The 19,739-nt window shown below is 65.1% G+C and carries 24 protein-coding genes and 1 riboswitch; of the genes, 7 read left to right on the top strand and 17 right to left on the bottom strand.

The genetic code is table 11. The annotated features are described in order from the left end of the window. Positions 1 to 220 precede the first annotated feature (220 nt). Positions 221 to 988 carry an SDR family NAD(P)-dependent oxidoreductase gene (locus IQ16_RS15020; RefSeq protein ID WP_018641006.1) on the bottom strand — a complete coding sequence of 256 codons (768 nt, stop codon included), beginning with the start codon at positions 986 to 988 and terminating at the stop codon, positions 221 to 223. 111 nt (positions 989 to 1,099) lie between these two features. Between IQ16_RS15020 and IQ16_RS15015 the strand changes: the two genes are divergently transcribed. Beyond that, positions 1,100 to 1,585: a molecular chaperone DnaJ gene (locus IQ16_RS15015; protein WP_018641005.1), complete on the top strand. Its 486-nt coding sequence runs from the start codon at positions 1,100 to 1,102 to the stop codon at positions 1,583 to 1,585. A gap of 123 nt (positions 1,586 to 1,708) precedes the next feature. On the opposite strand, the gene IQ16_RS15010 is transcribed toward IQ16_RS15015, so the two are convergent. From IQ16_RS15010 to IQ16_RS14995, 4 genes are all read right to left on the bottom strand, one after another. Continuing rightward, positions 1,709 to 2,347 carry a hypothetical protein gene (locus IQ16_RS15010; protein WP_018641004.1) on the bottom strand — a complete coding sequence of 213 codons (639 nt, stop codon included), beginning with the start codon at positions 2,345 to 2,347 and terminating at the stop codon, positions 1,709 to 1,711. A gap of 131 nt (positions 2,348 to 2,478) precedes the next feature. Next, positions 2,479 to 2,730 (bottom strand): hypothetical protein, encoded by a 252-nt coding sequence (locus tag IQ16_RS15005; RefSeq protein ID WP_018641003.1) that lies wholly within the window; start codon positions 2,728 to 2,730, stop codon positions 2,479 to 2,481. A 242-nt stretch (positions 2,731 to 2,972) separates the two neighbouring features. Continuing rightward, the gene (locus tag IQ16_RS45635) at positions 2,973 to 3,233 is read right to left on the bottom strand and encodes a hypothetical protein (protein ID WP_018641002.1); all 261 of its coding nucleotides are present in this window, start codon (positions 3,231 to 3,233) and stop codon (positions 2,973 to 2,975) included. 145 nt (positions 3,234 to 3,378) lie between these two features. Continuing rightward, complete coding sequence (locus tag IQ16_RS14995; protein WP_018641001.1) at positions 3,379 to 3,762, bottom strand: RidA family protein; 384 nt, start codon at positions 3,760 to 3,762, stop codon at positions 3,379 to 3,381. Between the two features lie 541 nt (positions 3,763 to 4,303). Between IQ16_RS14995 and IQ16_RS14990 the strand changes: the two genes are divergently transcribed. After that, positions 4,304 to 4,738, top strand: coding sequence for a hypothetical protein (locus tag IQ16_RS14990; RefSeq protein WP_018641000.1), 435 nt, complete (start codon positions 4,304 to 4,306; stop codon positions 4,736 to 4,738). Positions 4,739 to 4,858: 120 nt separating this feature from the next. Here IQ16_RS14990 and IQ16_RS14985 read toward each other — a convergent pair whose 3' ends face one another. Next, positions 4,859 to 5,551, bottom strand: coding sequence for a glutathione S-transferase family protein (locus tag IQ16_RS14985; protein ID WP_018640999.1), 693 nt, complete (start codon positions 5,549 to 5,551; stop codon positions 4,859 to 4,861). 248 nt (positions 5,552 to 5,799) lie between these two features. Next, a complete protein-coding gene (locus tag IQ16_RS14980; protein WP_018640998.1) occupies positions 5,800 to 6,447 on the bottom strand; it encodes a glutathione S-transferase family protein in 648 nt (215 codons plus the stop codon). Positions 6,448 to 6,740: 293 nt separating this feature from the next. On the opposite strand from IQ16_RS14980, the gene IQ16_RS14975 reads away from it, so the two are divergent. Next, entirely contained in the window at positions 6,741 to 7,178 is a 438-nt protein-coding gene (locus IQ16_RS14975) for a VOC family protein (protein ID WP_018640997.1), read from the top strand. Between the two features lie 321 nt (positions 7,179 to 7,499). Here the strand turns inward: IQ16_RS14975 and IQ16_RS14965 are convergent, their stop codons facing one another. After that, positions 7,500 to 8,057 (bottom strand): mismatch-specific DNA-glycosylase, encoded by a 558-nt coding sequence (locus tag IQ16_RS14965; RefSeq protein WP_018640996.1) that lies wholly within the window; start codon positions 8,055 to 8,057, stop codon positions 7,500 to 7,502. A 56-nt stretch (positions 8,058 to 8,113) separates the two neighbouring features. On the opposite strand from IQ16_RS14965, the gene IQ16_RS14960 reads away from it, so the two are divergent. After that, a complete protein-coding gene (locus IQ16_RS14960) occupies positions 8,114 to 8,317 on the top strand; it encodes a DUF6429 family protein (protein ID WP_026311700.1) in 204 nt (67 codons plus the stop codon). Positions 8,318 to 8,382: 65 nt separating this feature from the next. Here the strand turns inward: IQ16_RS14960 and thiC are convergent, their stop codons facing one another. From thiC to IQ16_RS14930, 6 genes are all read right to left on the bottom strand, one after another. After that, on the bottom strand, positions 8,383 to 10,281 hold the full coding sequence (thiC, locus tag IQ16_RS14955) for a phosphomethylpyrimidine synthase ThiC (protein ID WP_018640994.1): 1,899 nt from the start codon (positions 10,279 to 10,281) through the stop codon (positions 8,383 to 8,385). Between the two features lie 282 nt (positions 10,282 to 10,563). After that, a complete protein-coding gene (locus IQ16_RS14950) occupies positions 10,564 to 11,169 on the bottom strand; it encodes a thiamine phosphate synthase (protein ID WP_018640993.1) in 606 nt (201 codons plus the stop codon). Continuing rightward, positions 11,156 to 11,938, bottom strand: a complete 783-nt coding sequence (locus IQ16_RS14945; protein ID WP_018640992.1) for a thiazole synthase — start codon at positions 11,936 to 11,938, stop codon at positions 11,156 to 11,158. Before IQ16_RS14945 ends, IQ16_RS14950 begins: the two co-directional genes overlap by 14 nt. A 164-nt stretch (positions 11,939 to 12,102) precedes the next feature. Then, entirely contained in the window at positions 12,103 to 12,300 is a 198-nt protein-coding gene (thiS, locus tag IQ16_RS14940) for a sulfur carrier protein ThiS (RefSeq protein WP_018640991.1), read from the bottom strand. After that, positions 12,291 to 13,316 (bottom strand): FAD-dependent oxidoreductase, encoded by a 1,026-nt coding sequence (locus IQ16_RS14935; protein WP_018640990.1) that lies wholly within the window; start codon positions 13,314 to 13,316, stop codon positions 12,291 to 12,293. The genes thiS and IQ16_RS14935 overlap by 10 nt, the downstream gene beginning before the upstream one ends. Further along, a riboswitch (TPP riboswitch) is annotated at positions 13,304 to 13,432 on the bottom strand. Its footprint overlaps the gene before it by 13 nt. 191 nt (positions 13,433 to 13,623) lie before the next feature. Next, positions 13,624 to 14,166, bottom strand: a complete 543-nt coding sequence (locus tag IQ16_RS14930; RefSeq protein ID WP_018640989.1) for a lytic transglycosylase domain-containing protein — start codon at positions 14,164 to 14,166, stop codon at positions 13,624 to 13,626. A gap of 230 nt (positions 14,167 to 14,396) precedes the next feature. Between IQ16_RS14930 and IQ16_RS14925 the strand changes: the two genes are divergently transcribed. Next, the gene (locus IQ16_RS14925) at positions 14,397 to 14,597 is read left to right on the top strand and encodes a hypothetical protein (protein WP_018640988.1); all 201 of its coding nucleotides are present in this window, start codon (positions 14,397 to 14,399) and stop codon (positions 14,595 to 14,597) included. 9 nt (positions 14,598 to 14,606) lie between these two features. On the opposite strand, the gene IQ16_RS14920 is transcribed toward IQ16_RS14925, so the two are convergent. Beyond that, a complete protein-coding gene (locus IQ16_RS14920; RefSeq protein ID WP_018640987.1) occupies positions 14,607 to 15,932 on the bottom strand; it encodes an ATP-binding protein in 1,326 nt (441 codons plus the stop codon). Between the two features lie 13 nt (positions 15,933 to 15,945). Continuing rightward, positions 15,946 to 16,686, bottom strand: a complete 741-nt coding sequence (locus tag IQ16_RS14915) for a response regulator (protein WP_018640986.1) — start codon at positions 16,684 to 16,686, stop codon at positions 15,946 to 15,948. 180 nt (positions 16,687 to 16,866) lie between these two features. Here IQ16_RS14915 and IQ16_RS14910 point away from each other — a divergent pair, with 180 nt between their 5' ends. Together IQ16_RS14910 and IQ16_RS14905 are read left to right on the top strand one after the other, a co-directional pair. Continuing rightward, positions 16,867 to 17,421 carry a hypothetical protein gene (locus IQ16_RS14910; RefSeq protein ID WP_018640985.1) on the top strand — a complete coding sequence of 185 codons (555 nt, stop codon included), beginning with the start codon at positions 16,867 to 16,869 and terminating at the stop codon, positions 17,419 to 17,421. 227 nt (positions 17,422 to 17,648) lie between these two features. Next, entirely contained in the window at positions 17,649 to 18,179 is a 531-nt protein-coding gene (locus tag IQ16_RS14905) for a PRC-barrel domain-containing protein (RefSeq protein WP_018640984.1), read from the top strand. 172 nt (positions 18,180 to 18,351) lie between these two features. Here IQ16_RS14905 and IQ16_RS14900 read toward each other — a convergent pair whose 3' ends face one another. Continuing rightward, entirely contained in the window at positions 18,352 to 19,563 is a 1,212-nt protein-coding gene (locus IQ16_RS14900) for an ABC transporter substrate-binding protein (protein ID WP_018640983.1), read from the bottom strand. Positions 19,564 to 19,739 lie beyond the last annotated feature (176 nt).

Raw genomic sequence — 19,739 nt, 5'->3', positions numbered from 1 at the left:
GAGAACAACGACCCCCAGGCCGTAGAACCACGGTGGGCGGGTTTGGTTAATGAAAGGTTAATTGCGGACGATCGCACCAGATGACCTCAGGAATGCCGCGAAGCGGCCGCGTTTGGCAGAAGATGCATGGCGATGCGGACCTATCTCGCGCGCGACAAACACGGTGTCATGCCTCGCGAAGCGGACGATGACACCGCGTGTGATGACAGAGGGCCGCGCCTCACACCGTCCGGTACCCGCCGTCGACCATCACGATCGTGCCCGTGACATAGGCCGACATGTCCGAGGCGAGGAAGATCGCGGGGCCCACGATGTCCTCGGGCTTGCCGGTGCGCGCCAGCGGCGTGTGATCGACGAAGGCCTGCACCAGCGCCGGATTGGTCGCACGCACTTGGGCGTTGATGTTGGTCTCGATGAAGCCCGGCCCGATCGCGTTGACGCGCACGCCTTCCTTGCCGAGCTCGACCGCGAGCGCCTTGGTGAAGCCGAGCACGCCGTGTTTCGACGTCGTATACGCCGCCGAGCTCGGCGTGCGCAGATGCACGAAGGACTGGATCGAGCCGATATTGACGATGCGGCCTTTGCTCGCGCGCAACGGCGCGAGGAAGGCCTGCGTCATGTTGAAGACGCCGTTGAGGTTGAGCGAGATGATGTCGTTCCAGTCCTTCGCCACCGTCTCGGTCTCGGCGGTGAAGGCGTTGCGGCGGGTGATACCGGCATTGTTGACGAGGATCGAGACCTGCCCGACCTTGCCCGCGACCTGCTCTGCGAGCGCAAAGCAATCATCGCGTCTGGTCACGTCGAGTGCGAAGCTGTCGGCCTTGCCGCCCGATTTTCGGATCTCCTGGGCGACCTCCGCGACCGTGTCGGCGTTGACGTCGAGCAGCACCACGTGCGCGCCCTCGCGGGCGTAGCCGGCCGCGATCGCGCGGCCGATACCGGACCCGGCGCCCGTGACGACAGCGATGTGGTTTGCGAGCAATGCCATGACATTTTCCTCCCGATTTCGTTTCTAAGTTTCATGAAAGGCTAACCCGAAATTAAGGGGTCGGAAACGGCGGCCTTGGCATACTGATCTTCATTGCTAAACGTTGCGCGCATGATGGAACGGCTTGAATCCTGGAAACTCGCTCTCGAGCGCCTGCGGTCGGCACAGCCGGCCGACTGGGCCGAGGCTGGCCGGGTCGTGGCCGAGATCGTGCGGATGAGCACGGATGCCACGCTGCGACAGGCCGCCGAGCAAGCGCTTCCGGTGCTGCGCCAGGCCGTGGTCAACGACGATCACAGCGTCACGCAGGCGGCCCAGCGCCGGCTCTGTGTGGTGCTCGAGGTCGTTCATGGGCTGACCGCGCCGCGCTTCGGCCGCCGCAACGCGATGCCGAAGAAGCTCTCCAGCGAGGATCGCGCGCGCAAGATGCTGGGCCTGCCGCTCGCAGTGCAGCTCACCTGCGACGACATCAACCAGGCCTACCGCCGTGCCGCCAAGGGCATGCATCCCGACCACGGCGGCACCGCGCAGGCCTTCATCGACCTCGCCGCCGCGCGCGACGTCCTGATCCATCCCGGCGCGCACAAGGACGCGTGAGGGAAGCGATATCTTGTAGGGTGGGCAAAGGCGCACTTGCGCCGCCCACCATCTTCGTGATGGTTGGAATGGTGGGCACGCTTGCGCTTTGCCCACCCTACGGAGCCTGAGCTCGCGGCGCGCTCAGCTCTTGTTCACGCAGCTCGGATAGGGCGCGGCTTCGCCTGGCACGATCGGACAGAGGGCGATCGGGTTGAGATCGTTCAGGCGCGTCTGCCAGCGTTCGTCCCTGATCGGCGGCTCGTCGGTCTCGGGGCCGCGCTCGGCCCATTGGATGGTGTAGTAATCGGTGCTGCCTTTCAGCGTGATCAGCAGCGCGGTCTCGCTGTGCCGGGTCGGGCCGCTGTCGATGCGGCCGCAACCGATCACGGCGGCGAAAGCCTCGAAGCGGCCGAACGTCATGGCGCCGAGCGGCTGCGCCGCAAAGCTGTCGGGGCAGGCCGATCTGAAGCCGCCGGCGATGGTGCCGGCGAAGTTTTCGGGCGATGCATCCGGCGTCAGCGTCATGCCCTTCTCGCCCGTGACCGTGATCATCTGGCTCCACTGCTCGGGCGTCTCGCCCTTAAGCACGGCTTCACGGATGTAGTGGCCGCCTTTGGTGTTCTCGAACACCACCGCGAAATTCGACGGCATCGCGAAGCTGACGAGCTGGCCGAAGATGGGCGAGATCACGCGGAAGGATTGCGGGGCCTGTGCCGGTGCCGCGGAGACGAATGCGAGCGACAAGGCGAAGATGGCTGCCGTCGTGGTGAGCGTGCGCATCGATTGATCCCGCCAGGACTTAACAGAAACGCTGAATAGAAACGCTGAATGAAACGCTGGATGGAAACGCGAACGGGCAAGGATGCTAGCATCGCATCCTTGCCCGGCCCTTGTCGTCCGCCGATCGAATCTTACCAGCTGCAGTGACCGGCCTTCAGCGCATTGTCTTTCACCACGAGCGCGTCGAGGAAGGTCGGCACGGTCGCGCTGGCGCGGTGATAGCCGGCCGGCCACGGCGCGGTCGGGATGCTCTCGTCCCAGATCTGGCAGAAGCCGGTGTCCTGCCAGCGGATCAGGTGATAGCTGGCTTCGGCAGGGCTCGCGGCGACGAAGGCAGTGACGGCAAGACCCGCAGCAGCGCACAGCATGGAAAGACGACGCATGATCAGCTCCTCAAAATGAAAGATGTGATGCGCCTCCCGACAATGATGGGGAGGCGTGGCGCGGAGCGCTTTTGGCCTGCGCCCCGGACAAGATGTGAGTAGTTCCGCGCGCTGACGAGGTTCAAAGCGCGGGCGCTGGAAATGCGCGCATTCGGCTGAAAAAGCGGGCTGTCCGCCAAAAAGAGGAAGGGCGGGCCGCTGCGTGCGACCCGCCCTCTTGAATCCGATCTGTCGCCTCAAGCCTAGAGCGTGCACTTCCGCTCGGCGCGCATCTTGACCTGCAGGTCGGAGGCGGCCGTGAAGGTCGGGACCGGCTTGCTGACGACCTTGTAGGTCGACACGCCCCACTGGAACGGCTTGTACTTCAGGTCCTCGTTCCAGACCTGGCAGATGCCGGTATTGTCCCAGCGGATCACGTAATAGCCGACTGCCGCCGAGGCGGGCACGGCGAACACGGAACTAGCGATGCCGGCAACGGCACAGAGGGCGAGAACGCGACGCATGAAATATCTCCTTGTGGGGAAGTGTGACCCGAAAATTCGTGCGGTAAAAGCCGGCCCTTGGCAAGCCGGGGAGGTGCCGTTTCACGGATACGTCAGGCGGCGCAGGGCATTTGGTTCGGCTGCGTGCCCGGCAAGCCACACGTGCTTACTTCGAAAGCGACGCGACCGCCTCGATCTCGATCAGCATCTTCGGATCGGGCAGCGCATGCACCACGCATGTGGTGCGCGCGGGGTAGGGCGGCGGGCCGAAGGCGCCGGCATAGAGCGCGTTCATGGCGGCAACGTCCGAGGCGCGGGTCAGGAGCACGTTGACCTTGGCGAGGTCGCGCAAGGTGGCCCCGGCCTCGTCCAGCACGCGCTTGATGTTGACGACGACATTGGCGAACTGCGCCTCGAAGCCGTCGGGCAGCGCGCCATGGGCGTCGAAGCCGGGAATGCCCGAGACGAACAGCAAATCGCCGACGCGTGTCGCAAAGGACAGCGGCGGCGCCTTGACATGCGGCGGGGCCGCGAAATGCTGGATCGGCATGGCATCACCTCGTAGGCGTGTCGGGAGCAGGAGCGTAGCGGGATGCGGGGGAGTTGCAATCGGGTTGCAGAGGGGCAGAAACAAAAAATGCGAAAACAACCCCATGCACAGTAGAGATCAAGCCGAAATCATTGGGCTTTTTCGATTTCGGGAAGAGCGAAATATTCGTTTGCGTCGTCGGGCAAAACAGGAGCAGAATGGCATGGTGGCGACGGTTGTCCGCGAGCGCAGTGGTCCGCCTCTCCCCGCATGCAGCCGCTGGCAGGAAAGGCCGGAATGCAGCCACCCCGTCATTGCGAGCGTAGCGAAGCAATCCAGATTGGCCCCGCGGAAGGATTCTGGATGCTTCCGCCTTCGCCGAGGCTTCGGCGGACAAGTCGCTGCGCTCGCAATGACGGAGAATGAGGGACCTTCCGCGAGTCCAGCCGCCGCCGTACTGGCGGAAACGCCCTGCCATCATGTTGCCGCCGCGATCGATCGGATAGATTGGCCGCGTCTGATTCGTTTCCCTCCCAAAAAAAATAGCCCCCGGAGACACTCCATGAAGATCGCTAGCACCCTTCGCGCCGCGCTGGTCGCCATTGCCGCGCTTGCCGGCCTCTCGACCTCGGCGCTGGCCGACGGCGGCACCGTGGTGCTGACGATCTACAAGGCGGGCTGGATCATCGGCGGCTCGGGCGGGAGCGGCGTGCTGAACTTCCGCGGCCGCTCCTATGGGCTCTCCACCGGCGGGCTCGACTACGGCCTCGTGTTCGGGGGGTCCAAGACCGTGCTGCGCGGCCGCGTCTCCAACATCAACCGTCCCTCCGACGTCGCCGGCGTCTATGGCGCGGCCGGTGCAGGCCTCGCGGTCGGCCGCGGCGCCCGCGCCATCGTGCTCACCAACCAGAAGGGTGCGGTGCTGGAGCTCACGGGCACGCAGGTCGGCCTGATGGCGAATGCGGATCTCAGCGGTCTCGCGATCACGATGCGGTAGAAGACGGTGCCGTAGGGTGGGCAAATGCGCGCAAGCGCCGTGCCCACCATTGCTCTCCTGTGTTCGCAGTGACGAAGGTGGTGGGCACGCTTCGCTTTGCCCACCCTACGAGACTGCGGACTAGGCACTCACCATCGCATGAATCCGCTCGCAATGCGCGACGAGATTCGCGTGCGCATCGACGAACGCCTTCAGCGGCGTCGGGATCGGAAAATAATAGATGTTGGCGACGAAGCCGTAGATGCCGGCATCACAGCTGGTCGGCGCCGCGCCATGGACGAAGCCTGCGGCCGGCACGAGCTCCGCCAGCACCTGCAGGTCGGCGAGCCCCCGCGCATAGGCCTGATCGGGCGTGTAGCGGCCGATGCCCTGGTAATGATAGCGCTGCGCGTTATAGGCCTTCGCCTTCTCGAACCCTTCGGCGCTGACCTGCGGATGCTGCGCGATAAAACCGTCGCGGAACGCCGGGTAGAAGCGCTCGTCCTTCCAGCGCGAATACGACATCACCCAGTAGAGATCGTCCAGCATGCGCGTGACGAGATGATTGGTCCGGCGTGCGTCCTGTGACAGCGCCGCATCGATGGTCAGGCGATATTTGGCGATGACATGCGCGATGATGCTCTCGCTGTCGCCGATGGTCTCGCCATCGTCGACGATGTAAGGCAGCTGCCCGCGCGGCGCGGCGGAGGCATCGAAGATGTGCTCGTGCACGAACGGCACGCCCGCAAGCTTCAGGAACGCATAGACCTTGAGGCCGTAGCCGTTGTTGTCGGCGACGCCGAACAGTTGCGGGTAGGAATAGAGGGTCAGCATGGGCGGCTCCTCCGGGGTGGCGGAGGTAGAATGCAGGGGTGGGGAGATGGACGCAATGGGGGACGGAATTTGCCAAGTCCACGCTGTCGTCCCGGCGAAGGCCGGGACCCATACCGCGTGATCTAAGTGTGGTGGGCGGGCGTAGTACCGAACGACAAGTCTTCGCCAAACCTCTCCCTGGGGGTATGGGTCCCGGCCTTCGCCGGGACGACGATAGAGTGTGTGGCGCCGCTCCGAACCTTGCTCTCCTACGAACGCGACGCCGCCTGAAACACCGCCAATTGCGCATCGAACGCACGCCGGAACGCCGGCCGCGCCTCGCCGCGGGCGACATAGGCGGCGATGTCGGGATATTCCTCCAGCAGCCCCGAGGTGTTCAGCCGGCGCAGCACCGTCACCATCATGAGATCGCCGGCGCTGAACGCGCCGTCGAGCCAGTCGGCTTTGCCGAGGCGGCGGGACAGTTCGCCGAGCCTGGTGCGGACGCGATCCTGCAGCATCGGCAGCCGCTCCGCGTACCAGCTCCTGTCGCGCTCGAACAGCATCGCCATGCCGAGCTCGACGATCGGCGGCTCCAGCGTGTTCAGCGCGGCAAACATCCACGCGATCGCGCGGCTTCTGGCGTTCGCGTCCGTCGGCAACAGTCCGGCATGACACTCGGCGATGTGCAGCACGATCGCGCCGGTTTCGAACAGGGCGAGGTCGCCGTCCTCGAAGGTTGGAATCTGCCCGAACGGATGCAGCGCAAGATGCGCCGGCTGCTTCATCGTCGCGAACGACACGAGGCGGACGTCATAGGGCTGGCCGACCTCCTCCAGCGCCCAGCGAACGCGCATGTCACGCGCCTGCCCGCGGCCGCGGTCGGGCGAGTTTTCGAAGGCGGTGATGGTGGGCATGGGGGGGCTCCGGGGTGGTTGAGGCTTGCGTCCAGAGGACGAATGGCGGGCGCGGATTCCGACAACCTATCCGGTTTTCCAATGCGTAGGATGGGTAGAGCGAAGCGAAACCCATCGCTTCGTCACAGCGCCATTGAACCGCGACACCGTGGTTTCGGCCCGATTGATGGGTTTCGCTGCGCTCTACCCATCCTACGGCCGGCCGAAAAAATCCGCCGACTTGTCGGAACGCCCCTCCCGGCCACGTCCTTGGAGCACCCGTGCGCCGCCCCCTGCCGAAAGGAGCCCCATTCATGACCTCGATCACGCCGTTCCTCTGGTTCGACAACAACGTCCCCGAGGCCGTCGCGTTCTACAAATCTGTGTTTCCCAATGCCAGGGTCGAGACGGTCAGCGACTTCATGGCGGTGTTCGAGCTGGAAGGACAGCGCTTCAACGCGCTCAACGGCGGGCCGCAATACCGTTTCAACGAGGCGGTGTCGTTCTTCATCAGCGTCGAGACGCAAGGCGAGGTCGACTATTTCTGGAAAGCGCTCACCGCCGACGGCGGCGAGGAATCGCGGTGCGGCTGGCTCAAGGACAAGTTCGGCCTGTCCTGGCAGGTGATCCCGACAGCGCTCGGCCGCTACCTCGGCGACCCCGATAGGACCAAGGCGAACCGCGTGATGCAGGCGATGATGGGGATGCGGAAGATCGTGATCGCGGATCTGGACAAGGCGTATGCGGGCTGAGGGGGCGGCGGTGCCGTAGGGTGGGCAAAGGCGCGCTCTTCGCGCGCCGTGCCCACGCACTGTCGGGGCCCACGGAGAAATCGTGGGCACGGCGCTGACGCGCCTTTGCCCACCCTACGAGGCCTTCGTGTTTGAGCAAGATCACGAGCCACACCCACAAGTGTCGTCCTGGCGAAAGCCAGGACCCATACCGCGTGATCCATCGATTGCGATTGGTCGCAGTACCGGGCCACGAGTCTTCGCCAAACTTTGCGCTGGGGTAATGGGTCCTGGCTTTCGCCAGGACGACGACTGAGTTTGCGGCGCCAGCGCCAACCCACCCTACGCAGCGATCCACGCCGCCAATTCCCGCCACGGCTCCAGCGTCCAACTCCCCGAGGCAGCACCAGACGGCGAGGGCAGCACAAAAATCTCCGGCCAGTCTCCATCGCGCGGCTGCCGCCCCAGCGAAATCGCGGCTGACGGCCTGCCGTAAAACAAGCTCGCCGCCTTCTTGCTCGTGAACGCAATCGTCCGCGGCCGGTACTTCTCCATCTTCGCCCTGAAGCCGGGCATGTCGATCATCTCAGTCGCGATCTGGTGATCCATCCCGGCGCCGGTCTTGGACAGATCGGTGAAGCCGATCCCGAGCGCGATCAGGCTCGCGAACTCGCCCGGCTGATAGCGCCGCGGCGTGATCCCGGCCTCGTGGATCGCGCGCCAGAAGCGGTTGCCGGGATGGGCGTAGTAGTGCCCGAGCTCCGCCGAGCGCGTCGAGGCGGCGGTGCCGACGAAGACGAGGCGGAGGTTGGGATGGAGTTGGTCGGGGAGGCGGTGGAGGGAGGGAGCGGGCAAATCATCTATCCGCAGAATTGTAGCCCGCATGAGCGTCAGCGACATGCGGGGCGACTGTCAATCCCGGATGTCGCTTCGCTCATCCGGGCTACACTTGCCGCATCGACGACGCGGCGTTGGCCTTGCTCTATCTGACCTTGCACGATGGCGATCGGGCATGGAAGGGCTTCGACTGGGATGTGCTCGGCCGTCTGCATACCAAGGGAATGATTGATGATCCCGTTGGCAAGGTAAAGTCCGTGGTGTTCACGCAGGAAGGCCTTGAACGCGCGAAGAAGCTATTCAGGGAGCTGCTCGGAGAATAAGTCCGCGACAAAAAGGCCGGGCATATGCCCGGCCTCGCTTGAAATGAATGCAGAGAATCAATGCCTCACAACACCCGATTGCTCTCCTTCACCTTCTCAGCATCCAGATAAACGCTGCTCCCCATCTCCTTGAACTTCGCGCTCATCTGCTTCATGCCGTCCTCGGCCGTGCCGCTGATCGACATGCCGACGCTGTTCGGATCGTTCAGCGTCGCGGCATAATCCCGCACGTCCTGCGTGATCTTCATCGAGCAGAATTTTGGGCCGCACATCGAGCAGAAATGGGCGACCTTGTGGGCTTCCTTCGGCAGGGTCTCGTCGTGGAAGCTTTTTGCGGTGTCCGGATCGAGGCCGAGGTTGAACTGGTCGGTCCAGCGGAATTCGAACCGCGCGCGGGAGAGGGCGTCGTCGCGCAGTTGCGCGGCGGGGTGGCCCTTGGCGAGATCGCTCGCGTGGGCGGCGATCTTGTAGGTGATGACGCCGGTCTTGACGTCGTTGCGGTCGGGCAGGCCGAGATGCTCCTTCGGCGTGACGTAGCAGAGCATGGCGCAGCCGAACCAGCCGATCATGGCGGCGCCGATGCCCGACGTGATGTGGTCATAGCCCGGCGCGATGTCGGTGGTCAGCGGTCCAAGCGTGTAGAACGGCGCCTCGCCGCACTCCTTGAGCTGCTTGTCCATGTTGATCTTGATCTTGTGCATCGGCACGTGGCCGGGGCCCTCGATCATGACCTGGCAACCCTTGTCCCACGCGATCTTGGTGAGTTCGCCGAGCGTCTCCAGCTCCGCGAACTGCGCGCGGTCGTTGGCGTCCGCGATCGAGCCCGGGCGCAGGCCGTCGCCGAGCGAGAACGAGACGTCATACTTGCGCATGAGGTCGCAGATCTCGTCGAAATGCGTGTAGAGGAAGCTCTCCTTGTGATGCGCCAGGCACCACTTCGCCATGATCGAGCCGCCGCGCGAGACGATGCCGGTGACGCGGTTGGCGGTGAGGTGGATGTATTGCAGGCGCACGCCGGCGTGGATGGTGAAATAGTCGACGCCCTGCTCGCACTGCTCGATCAGCGTGTCCTTGTAGAGCTCCCAGGTCAGCGCCACCGGATCGCCGTTGCACTTCTCCAGCGCCTGGTAGATCGGCACGGTGCCGATCGGCACCGGCGAGTTGCGCAAAATCCATTCGCGCGTGGTGTGGATGTTGCGGCCCGTGGAGAGGTCCATCACGGTGTCGGCGCCCCAGCGGATCGCCCACACCATCTTCTCGACCTCTTCCTCGACCGAAGACGTCACCGCCGAGTTGCCGATATTGGCGTTGATCTTGGTGAGGAAGTTGCGGCCGATGATCATCGGCTCGAGCTCGGAGTGATTGATGTTGGAGGGGATGATGGCGCGGCCGCGCGCGATCTCGTCGCGCACGAACTCCGGCGTGATGAAGGCGGGCACGGAAGCGCCGAAGCTCTCGCCGTCGGCGAGGGCTGCTTCGGCGCGCTCGAGCTGCTGCTTGCGGCCGAGGTTTTCGCGGGCGGCGACGTAGATCATCTCCTTGGTGACGATGCCGGCGCGGGCGAATTCGAGCTGCGTGATCTTGTGGCCGTCGAGGCCGCGCAGCGGCTTGTGATAGGCCGAGAAGGCGCGCGCGGCCTTGTCGGTGGAGACGCTGCCATTGTCCTCCGGCTTGATCTGCCGGCCCTCATATTCCTCGACGCCGCCGCGCTCCAGCACCCATTGCTTGCGGCTCCGGGCAAGGCCGGCGTTGACATCGATGGTGACGGAGGGATCGGTGTAGGGGCCCGAGGTGTCGTACACCGGCAGGTTCGGCTCGCCCGCGCCTTCGGAGAGGATGATCTCGCGCAGCGGCACGCGGATGTCCGGCGCGGCGTCGGGCGAGGCGAAGATCTTGCGCGAGGAGGGCAGCGGGCCGGTGGTGACGGCGGGGACGGTCTGTTGCGGGTTGGAGCGGATGTTCATGGGGTCCTCCGGTTTAATTCGTGTTCGCAGTGTTCGTTCTCGTCATCCTGAGGTGCGAGACCAGCGGCGCGAAAGCGCCGCTGGTCGAGCCTCGAAGGATGAAAGAGCCGGGCCGTCGCCCTTCGAGGGCCGCTGAAGAAGCGGCCACCTCAGGGTGACGGGATGAAGAGGGTGTCTCCGTCATTGCGAGGAGCTCTTGCGACGAAGCAATCCAGACTGCCTCTCCGAAGAGACTCTGGATTGCTTCGCTTCGCTCGCAATGACGGGCGGAGAGATTTTCGGTCATGCCGCCTCCTTCAGGCCGAGCCACTGCCGCACGCGGGCGTCGGGATCAGCGTTCTGGGTGACGTCGGACACCACGGCGATGGAATCCGCGCCGGCGGCAAAGATCTCCGCGGCGTGCTCGAACTTGATGCCGCCGATCGCGACCAGCGGGATGTTGCCGACGCGCTTCTTCCATTCCGTGATTTTTGGAATGCCCTGCGGCTCGAAGCGCATCGACTTGAGCGTGGTGAAGAAGATCGGGCCGAGCGCGACGTAATCGGGCTTGGCGGCAAGCGCGGTTTCAAGCTCGGCGTCGTCATGGGTGGAGATGCCGAGGAGAACGCCGGCCTCGCGGATGGCTTTCAGGTCCGCATCCGCCAGATCCTCCTGGCCGAGATGCAGATATTTCGCGCCGGCGACGATCGCCGCGCGCCAATAGTCGTTCACGACCAGCTTGGCTTGCGTGCCCGCAGTGATCGCCAGCGCGTCGGTGACGATCTGCAGCGCGTCGGCGTCGTTGAGCTCCTTCGCGCGAAGCTGGATGGTGCCGACGCCAAGTTTTGTCAGGCGCTCGACCCATTTCAGGTTGTCGACGACGGGATAGAAGCGATCAGGATACGGCATGCCAGAACGGGGTCCCAACAACAGGGGTGGAGGGGGAGGCGAAGTCGCGCGCGTTCATCAGCCCGGCTTCGTAAGCGGTGCGGCCGGCATCACAGCCGAGGCGAAAGGCATTCGCCATCGCGACGGGATCGGCGGCTTTTGCGATGGCGGTGTTGAGCAACACGGCGTCGTAGCCGAGCTCGAGCGCCTGCGCGGCGTGGGAGGGTGCGCCGATGCCGGCATCGACCACGAGCGTGATGTCGGGCAGGCGCTCGCGCAGGAGCTTGAGTGCATCGCGGTTGGTGATGCCCTTGGCGCTGCCGATCGGCGCTGCCCACGGCATCACCACCTTGCAGCCGGCGTCAACCAGGCGGTTGGCGACCGAGAGGTCCTCGGTGCAATAGGGGAACACCTCGAAGCCGTCCTTGATCAGGATGGTCGCGGCTTCGACGAGGCCGACGACGTCGGGCTGCAGCGTGTCGTTGTCGGCGATGACCTCTAACTTGATCCAGCTGGTGCCGAACAATTCGCGCGCGAGCTTGGCGGTGGTCACGGCCTCGCGCACGGTGCGGCAGCCGGCGGTGTTCGGCAGCACTGTCACCTCGAGCTCGCGGATCAGATTCCAGAACGCGTCCCCGGTCTTGCCGCCGGCGGATTCGCGCCGCAGCGACACCGTGACGATGTTCGAGCCGGAGGCGCGGATCGCATCCTGCATGATCGCGGGCGAGGGATAGAGCGCGCTGCCGATCAGCAGGCGCGAGGCGAAGGTTTTGCCGTAGAAGGTCACCATGTGGGAGGTGTCTCCTTAATTGTCGTCCCGGCGAAGGCCGGGACCCATACCGCGTGATTTCGCTCGGGGCACGCAGGGAGAGATCATCCGTCCCAATAAAGGGCGGTGGTTATGGGTCCCGGCCTTCGCCGGGACGACGTGGAAAGAGTGTGCCCGCATCATCATCACCCTCCCTGCCGCGGCGTGATGATCTCGATCTCGTCGCCGGCCTTCAGGCTCGTCTCGGCCCAGCGGCTTTTCGGCACGACGTCGTAGTTCAGCGCGATCGCGAAGTGGGTGCCTTCGTAGTCGAGCTCGGAAAGCAGCGCGCCGACGCTGACTGAAGCTACCTCGCGCTGTTCGCCGTTGACGATCACGCGCATTGCATCACCTCATTGTCGATCTGGCCGCGCTGGACATAGGCAAGCGTCAGCTCGGCGAGCGCCGGCGCGATCAGGAAGCCGTGGCGGTAGAGGCCGTTGACGGCGATGGTCTCGCCGCGGATGCCGATGCGCGGCAGATTGTCGGGAAAAGCGGGGCGAAGGCCCGAGCCGAATTCGACGATCCGGGCTTCGCCGAACGCCGGATGCACCGCATAGGCGGCGCCCAAGAGCTCCAGCGCCGAGCGCACGCTGACGCCGGTGTCCTCGGCCTCGATCGAGGTGGCGCCGAGCATGAACAGGTTCTGCTCGCGCGGGATCACGTAGAGCGGCCAGCGCGGATGGATCAGCCGCACCGGGCGCGACAGCTGCACCTCGTCCGTCTCGATCAAAATCATCTCGCCCTTGACGCCGCGCAGCTCGGGCTGCTCCTCGCGTGCGGACAGGCCGCGGCAGTCGATCACGATGCCCTTAGGATCAAGGTTTGCGAGATCAGCGGCGGTAACGTCGCTGTCGAACTTGATGGTGCCGCCGGCAGCTTTGATGCGCTCATGCAGCTTCGGCAGCACGCGGCGCGGCTCGACATGGCCCTCGGTCGGGAAGAACAGTGCATCGCGGAAGCGTCCCTCCAGCGACGGCTCGAGCTCGGCGAGGCCAGCGGCATCAAGCCGGCGATGGCCTTCGGTCATCCTGGCAAAGCGCTCGAAATCGCTGCGCTCGCGCGGATGGGCGACGACCAGCGAGCCGTTGAAGGGGGTATCCGGCAATTCGCGCCGCCAGATGTCCAGGGAGCGCAGGCCCAGCCTGGAGATGATGGGTTCGGCGACCTCGGCCTCGCAATAGGGCGCCAGCATGCCGCCGGCCCAGTGGCTGGTGGAATCGGTCATCCCGACGTCACCGCGCTCGTGTAGCGTCACGGCGTGGCCGGCCTGTGCGAACAAAAGCGCCTGCCAGGCGCCGGCAATGCCTGCGCCGATAATGGATACCGGGGAATCCGGTCGCTTGGTCGTGTGCAACATCCCTGTCCCTTCGCCGGCATGACCCGGATCAGGTTCAAAGGGTCACCGCGGTCCTGGGCGGTATTGCCCATTTAGCGGTATCTCAGCTCCTCCTCGGAGCACCCCTCGGAACGGGTCTAATGTATGCCAGGGAGGCGGGGTGGTCAACGCGCTTGGCGGGAACCGCAGCCGTGCCCCGGACGCGATGCAGCGCGCCGCCCTTGGCGGCGTGGTGCGTCGCAGAGCCGGGGCCCATTTTCGCGTGGAGCGCTGGGTCCCGGTTCTGCGCAGCAGCGTTGCACGCTGCAGCGCGCCCGGGACACGAAAGTTACTTTGGCGCTTGCGCGCGCGCGTTGCGGACGCCTTGCGCCAGCTTCCGGTGCGGCGTTGGGCCGAACACCGGCTGCGGGTTGCCGTTCGGCTCCAGCCAAGCCTGGGAGTTCGTCTCGTTGCTCGCCTGCTGCACCATCTCCTGCCGCTGCCGCTTTGCAACGTAGTAATAGCCGCCCGCGAAATAACGCACAGCTCGCGCGTGGTCGCCATTGGCGGCGCGATAGGCGCCGGCGAGGTACTTCACCGCATAGGTGAGATTGGTGTTGGGATCGCGCAGGCCGGCGGCATCGCCGGTGTAACCGACGCCGCGGGCGGTCGCGAGCTTGATCTGCATCAGCCCGATGGTGCCGCCACGGCCGACGAGGCCGGGCTGGTAGCGGCTTTCGCGCATGATGACGCGATGCACCAGCGCCTCCGGCACGCCATTGGCGCGGGCATGCATCGTGACCATCTCGGCATATTCGGCTTCGCCCGCGAATGCGGCCTGCGTCATCATCAACCCTGCCGCAGCAAGCGCGGCAATATGCAAAATTTTCATCGAAATATTCCTCGGCAGAACGGACCTGCACCCTTGCGGGTTAGGCCGTGGGAACACGGCGATGATGTGGCGAAATGCCACCCGCGGCGATTTTCGCCGGGCCGTCGCTTTTACGACTTAAACCTAGGTTAAGTTCGGAGCTGGCGGAGTGCCTTACGCGACAGCGGGTCTGTCCATTCGCGCATCCGCCCAACAATCGCAATTCAAGAGCAGCACTCGGGAGGACGTCCATGACCCCAGCAGACATCGACGACATTCCCATGCAGAACCCTTGTGCACAATGTGGCACACCGATCCCGTTCCCCGACTGGATCGAGCCGGGCGAAGGCCGCGTTTCCTATCTCTGGAAGTGCCAAGCCTGCGGCTACCGCTTCGAGGCGGTAGCGATCTTCGATGAGCACGCGATCAAGCATCCGCCGCTCGCCGCCTGAGTTGCTGGCTTAAGCCGCGAGCCGCGGCTCCTGCCACACCGGCAATTGCATCCGCACGATCAAGCCGTGCGGCTCGCGGTCGTGCAGCGACAGCTCGCCGCCATGGGCGACCGCGATCGCGCGCGCGATCGACAGGCCGAGTCCGAAGCCGGTGGAGTCGTCCATGGTGCGCGCGTCGTCGCCGCGCACGAACGGCTCCAGCATCTCCTGCTTGCGCGCATCCGAAATGCCGGGGCCGTCATCCTCGACGTCGATGACGAGCTTGGTGCCCGATATGTCGAGACGGATCGTGACCTCGGCGCCGAAGCGCACCGCGTTCTCGACGAGATTGGTGACGCCGCGATGCAGATCGTCGGGCCGCGCGGCGGCAGTCGCCGACACGGGACCCTCATAGTGCACGACGTGGCCCATGTCGCCGAACTGGTCGGCGACGAGCTGCAGCGTGCTGGCGACGTCGACCAGGGTCACGGCCTCGATCTTGCGGTCGTTGCGCAGCAGGGACAGCACCGATTCCAGCATCGAGCGCATCTGGTCGAGATCCATCAGCATGCGCTTGCGGTTGCCCTCGTCCTCGATGAACTCGGCGCGCAGGCGCAGCCGCGTGATCGGCGTACGCAGATCATGGCTGATCGCGGCCAGCATCCGCGTGCGATCCGACATCAGCCGTGCGATCCGTTCGTGCATGCGGTTGAGCGCGCGCGCCACCGAGCGGATCTCTTCCGGCCCGCGCTCGGGCAGGGGATCCGCCCCGCCGTCCAGGCTGAAATTCTCGGCGGCTCTGGCGAAGGAGGACAGCGGCGCGGCCAGCGCGCGCGCCGCCCACAGGCCGAGCACGGTGACGCAGATGAAGGCCGTCATCAGCGTCATCAACCACGGGGCGCCCCAGAACCACGGCCGCGGGCCGCCCTCGACACGGCCGGCAATCACGCTGCCGTCGGGCAATTCGACGCCGACGCGGTGCGCAGGGCCATCGGGGGCGAGCCGCACCACCTTGTAGCCGCGCCCGAGATGTCGGCGCATGCCGCGCAGATGCTGGCTGTCGCTCTCCTCGACGATTTCAGCCGTGCCCGGCGCGAGCATCTCGATGCCGAGCTTGGGAAAGGCGCGCGCGAGATCGGCAACGAGGCGCGGCCGCTCGGCGGCGTCAGCCGAGCCGAGCAGCAGCGCGGCATCGGTCAGTTGATGCGCGCCGTCCGGCGGGGCGTCCGGACGGTCCGGCCGGCTGATCAGGAAGGCGGTGGTCACGACGAGATGGAGCGCGACGGTCGAGGCCAGCACCAGCGCGGCGATCTGCCCGCCGATACCCCTGAGGTGAAAGAACCCGAACGGCTTCATCGTCGCCGTTCCCTCAGCTGCTCAGGGTGGCCGCGACCGCCTCGGTTCTCGGCGTGAACAGATAGCCGCCGGAGCGCACCGTCTTGATGATGGTGGGATCGGCCGGATTGGGCTCGATCTTGCGGCGGATGCGGCTGACCAGCACGTCGATGGAGCGCTCGAACGAGCCGGTGTTGCGCCCTTGCGTGAGGTCGAGCAGGCTGTCGCGCGACAGCACGCGGCCGGGCCGCTCGCAGAAGGTGCGGAGCAGGTCGAACTCGGCGCTGGTCACCGCGACGCGCGCGCCTTCGGGATTGCGCAGCTCGCGCAGGCGCAGATCGATGCGCCAGCCCTCGAAGGCGAGCGTGCTTGCGCCTTCGATCGAGCTTGCCGCCTGTGCCGCGGCCTGGCGGCGCAGCACCGCGTTGATGCGGGCGAGCAGCTCGCGCGGGTTGAAGGGTTTCGGCAGATAGTCGTCCGCGCCCATCTCGAGGCCGACGATGCGGTCGACGTCCTCGCCGCGCGCGGTCAGCATGATGATCGGCGTCTGCGTCTCCGAGCGCACCTTGCGGCAGAGGCTGAGCCCGTCCTCGCCCGGCAGCATGACGTCGAGGATGATCAGGTCGACGCGGTGATCGGCCATGGCGCGCGACATCTCGCGGCCGTCGCTCACGGCGGTGACGTTGCAGGCGTTGTTGCGCAGGTACTTCGCAATCAACGTCCGGGTTTCGCGGTCGTCCTCGACGACCAGGATGTTGGGATTGGGAATGGCCATGCGCTTTGTTTGTCCAAGATTCGGGCCAAATGGCGAAGATTTTTGTTTCAGATTGTTTCCGCGGGGCTGTCCGCAACGTGGGGACACGCCCGGGCAGGGAAGCGGCAAGGTCTCGTTAAGGCCGTTAACCATACCGTGGCGAGGTCACACAAGAAACCCCGCAAAATCCACGGAGCCATCATGACTTCGATTTCGGCGGCATCCGCCGGTAGCTACCAGTCGCCCTTGCAGCGGCTGCAGCAGGAATTGCAATCGCAAGTTTCCGCCGGCACGATCTCGTCGTCGGACCAGTCCGCGCTCTCGACGGCGCTGACGGACATCGACACCGCGCTCCAGCAGAGCCGGTCGAGCGACCAGTCGAGCGGCACGCGTCCCTCCAAGGAGGACATGCAGTCGAAGATCGACGATCTCATTTCCAGCGAAGTGTCGAACGGGACGCTGACCTCGGACCAGGCCGAGGAGCTGAAGAACGTCTTTCAGTCCGCCTTCGCGAACGGTCCCGGCGGCGCCGGTGGACCGCCGCCCGGCCCGCCGCCTGACGACAGCTCTTCGGATTCATCGTCGACGGACCAGACGAGCAGCAGCAGCTCGACGGACCAGGCCACGGCCGAGATCCTCCAGCAGTTCCTGCAGGCGCTGCAGCAGTCGCAATCGTCGAGCTCGTCCTACGGCGCCAACGGCGGCTCATCGAGCAGCTCGAATTTCTCCGCGCTCCTGATCGACTACAAGAGCTGACCCCGAGCGACGCGGGTCGGCGCGTTCCCCGCCGCGATCGTGCTTCACCCAGGGCGCATGATCGTCGGCGGGGAACAGTGCGCCCGGGGAGTTTCGTGCGCGACTGGAGGAACTTTCCTCGCAGTGCAGCGCCATCATTGCACGGCGAAATTGCAGCATCTTTAGGAACCGCGCGTGTTCAGCGCTGTTCTCTCCTCACGAGTTTGCTGCTGAAGGAGAGGACAACAATGTTGATGAAATCGATCGTCGCCGGCCTCGCCGGCACTGCACTGCTTGCGACCGCCGCGTTCGCGCAAAACCCGACGGCCACCACCGACAAGGCAGCGCCTGCAGCCACCGCGACAACGACAACCACGACCGCGTCGGGCGAGTGGCGCGCCTCGAAGATGTCCGGCCTGAAGGTCTACAACGAAGCCAACGAGAACATCGGCTCGATCAACGATCTCCTGATGGACAAGAGCGGCGCCATCAAGATCGCCGTGATCGGCGTCGGCGGCTTCCTCGGCATGGGCGAGCACCTGGTCGCCGTGCCCTACGAGAAGCTGAAGTTCGTCAACGAGGCCGTGGCTTATACCGGCGCCAGCACGAACCCGGGCGCCAAGCCCGCCGCGACCACGACGACGGGCGCTGCGACCGGCACCGACAGGCCTGCGGCGACCACGACGTCGTCCACCTCGAAGTGGTATCCGGACCACGCCGTGTTCAATGCGAGCAAGGACGAGCTGAAGAACATGCCCGAGTTCAAGTACTCGGAATAATGGGCTTCTAGTCGGCTGAACGAAGCGCGCCTGGTTTTCACCGGGCGCGCTGTCGCGTCTCTCGTCATTGCGAGGAGCTCTTGCGACGAAGCAATCCAGACTGTCGCCGGTGAGGGATTCTGGATTGCTTCCGCCTTCGGCGGACAAGTCGCTTCGCTCGCAATGACGGCAACTAATGCGTCACCAGCGGGCAGCCGCCCTTGTCGAGCGGACGGAACGCCTCGTCGCCGGGCACGGTGGCGATCAGCTTGTAGAGGTCCCACTCGCCCTTGGACTCTTCGGGCTTCTTGACCTCGAACAGATACATGTCGTGGACCATGCGGCCGTCGATGCGGATCTTGCCGTTCTTCGCGAAGAAGTCGTTGACCGGCGTCGCGCGCATCTGCGCCATCACCTTCGGCGCCTCGTCGGTCTTGATGGCCTCGATCGCCTTCAGATAGTGCATGGTCGCCGAATAGAGGCCGGCCTGGATCATGGTCGGCATGTGGCCGACCTTCTCGTTGAAACGCTTGGAGAAGGCACGCGTCTCATCGTTCATGTCCCAGTAGAAGGCGTCGGTGACGATCAGGCCCTGCGTCGCCTTGATGCCGAGCGAGTGCGTGTCGGTGATCTCCTGCAGCAGCGCGATCATCTTCTGGCCGCCCTGGGTCAGGCCGAACTCGGCCGCTTGCTTCAGCGCATTGGTGGTGTCGCCGCCGGCGTTGGCCAGCGCGACCACCTTGGCCTTGGAGGCCTGGGCCTGCAGCAGGAACGAGGAGAAGTCCGACGAGTTGAGCGGATGACGGACCTCGCCGAGCACCTTGCCGCCGCTTTCCTTGACGACGTTCGCGGCGTCGCGCTGCAGCGCCATGCCGAAGGCATAGTCGGCGGTGACGAAGAACCAGGTGTCCTCGCCGCGCTTGACCATCGCCTTGCCGGCGACGTTCGACAGCGCATAGGTGTCGTAGGTCCAGTGCACGGTATTGGGTGAGCAGGCAACGCCGGTGATGTCGGAGGAGCCGCCGCCGGAATTGATGTTGATCTTGTTCTTCTCGCGCGTCAGCGCGGAGATCGGCAGCGCCACCGACGACGTCGGCACGTCGAAGATCGCGTCGACCTTGTCGTTGTCGTACCAGTTGCGGGCAATGTTGACGCCGACGTCGGGCTTGTTCTGGTGATCGGCGGCGACCACCTGAACCGGCTTGCCCGCGACCTTGGCGCCGTAATCGGCGACCGCCATCTCGACGGCGGCGAGCGAACCCTTGCCGGTCGCGTCCGCATAAAGGCTCGACATGTCCGTGAGCACGCCGATCTTGACGACATCGTCGGAAACCTGCGCCTGCGCGGCGCCGGAGGTCGCGGCGAGCGCGAGACCGGCCACGACCGCGGTAATGAGTTTTTGCATGTTGTTTCTCCCTGTGTGTTGTTGTTTGGGCGTTATTTGCGGGGACTGTTCTAGCGGCAATCGGTCGTGGCAGCTAAGCGGTGTGCGCCGTAGCAGAATGCAAAATCAGAAGGGGTGGCCGGTGTTCCCTTCGCCTCTCCCCGCAAAACGGTAGGGCTATTGCATACGGCATTTTG

Origin of the sequence: Bradyrhizobium huanghuaihaiense, from assembly GCF_007830635.1 — a bacterium.
Taxonomy (GTDB): Bacteria; Pseudomonadota; Alphaproteobacteria; order Rhizobiales; family Xanthobacteraceae; genus Bradyrhizobium; species Bradyrhizobium huanghuaihaiense.
The sequence above is the reverse complement of the archived record's forward strand: the minus strand, read 5'-3'. Positions and strand labels throughout refer to the sequence as shown.

Bases quoted from the DNA above. Each gene is read 5' to 3' on its own strand.
- IQ16_RS15020 (WP_018641006.1), bottom strand. From the start codon at position 988: ATGGCATTGCTCGCAAACCACATCGCTGTCGTCACGGGCGCCGGGTCC.
- IQ16_RS15015 (WP_018641005.1), top strand. From the start codon at position 1,100: ATGATGGAACGGCTTGAATCCTGGAAACTCGCTCTCGAGCGCCTGCGG.
- IQ16_RS15010 (WP_018641004.1), bottom strand. From the start codon at position 2,347: ATGCGCACGCTCACCACGACGGCAGCCATCTTCGCCTTGTCGCTCGCA.
- IQ16_RS15005 (WP_018641003.1), bottom strand. From the start codon at position 2,730: ATGCGTCGTCTTTCCATGCTGTGCGCTGCTGCGGGTCTTGCCGTCACT.
- IQ16_RS45635 (WP_018641002.1), bottom strand. From the start codon at position 3,233: ATGCGTCGCGTTCTCGCCCTCTGTGCCGTTGCCGGCATCGCTAGTTCC.
- IQ16_RS14995 (WP_018641001.1), bottom strand. From the start codon at position 3,762: ATGCCGATCCAGCATTTCGCGGCCCCGCCGCATGTCAAGGCGCCGCCG.
- IQ16_RS14990 (WP_018641000.1), top strand. From the start codon at position 4,304: ATGAAGATCGCTAGCACCCTTCGCGCCGCGCTGGTCGCCATTGCCGCG.
- IQ16_RS14985 (WP_018640999.1), bottom strand. From the start codon at position 5,551: ATGCTGACCCTCTATTCCTACCCGCAACTGTTCGGCGTCGCCGACAAC.
- IQ16_RS14980 (WP_018640998.1), bottom strand. From the start codon at position 6,447: ATGCCCACCATCACCGCCTTCGAAAACTCGCCCGACCGCGGCCGCGGG.
- IQ16_RS14975 (WP_018640997.1), top strand. From the start codon at position 6,741: ATGACCTCGATCACGCCGTTCCTCTGGTTCGACAACAACGTCCCCGAG.
- IQ16_RS14965 (WP_018640996.1), bottom strand. From the start codon at position 8,057: ATGTCGCTGACGCTCATGCGGGCTACAATTCTGCGGATAGATGATTTG.
- thiC (WP_018640994.1), bottom strand. From the start codon at position 10,281: ATGAACATCCGCTCCAACCCGCAACAGACCGTCCCCGCCGTCACCACC.
- IQ16_RS14950 (WP_018640993.1), bottom strand. From the start codon at position 11,169: ATGCCGTATCCTGATCGCTTCTATCCCGTCGTCGACAACCTGAAATGG.
- IQ16_RS14945 (WP_018640992.1), bottom strand. From the start codon at position 11,938: ATGGTGACCTTCTACGGCAAAACCTTCGCCTCGCGCCTGCTGATCGGC.
- thiS (WP_018640991.1), bottom strand. From the start codon at position 12,300: ATGCGCGTGATCGTCAACGGCGAACAGCGCGAGGTAGCTTCAGTCAGC.
- IQ16_RS14935 (WP_018640990.1), bottom strand. From the start codon at position 13,316: ATGTTGCACACGACCAAGCGACCGGATTCCCCGGTATCCATTATCGGC.
- IQ16_RS14930 (WP_018640989.1), bottom strand. From the start codon at position 14,166: ATGAAAATTTTGCATATTGCCGCGCTTGCTGCGGCAGGGTTGATGATG.
- IQ16_RS14925 (WP_018640988.1), top strand. From the start codon at position 14,397: ATGACCCCAGCAGACATCGACGACATTCCCATGCAGAACCCTTGTGCA.
- IQ16_RS14920 (WP_018640987.1), bottom strand. From the start codon at position 15,932: ATGAAGCCGTTCGGGTTCTTTCACCTCAGGGGTATCGGCGGGCAGATC.
- IQ16_RS14915 (WP_018640986.1), bottom strand. From the start codon at position 16,686: ATGGCCATTCCCAATCCCAACATCCTGGTCGTCGAGGACGACCGCGAA.
- IQ16_RS14910 (WP_018640985.1), top strand. From the start codon at position 16,867: ATGACTTCGATTTCGGCGGCATCCGCCGGTAGCTACCAGTCGCCCTTG.
- IQ16_RS14905 (WP_018640984.1), top strand. From the start codon at position 17,649: ATGTTGATGAAATCGATCGTCGCCGGCCTCGCCGGCACTGCACTGCTT.
- IQ16_RS14900 (WP_018640983.1), bottom strand. From the start codon at position 19,563: ATGCAAAAACTCATTACCGCGGTCGTGGCCGGTCTCGCGCTCGCCGCG.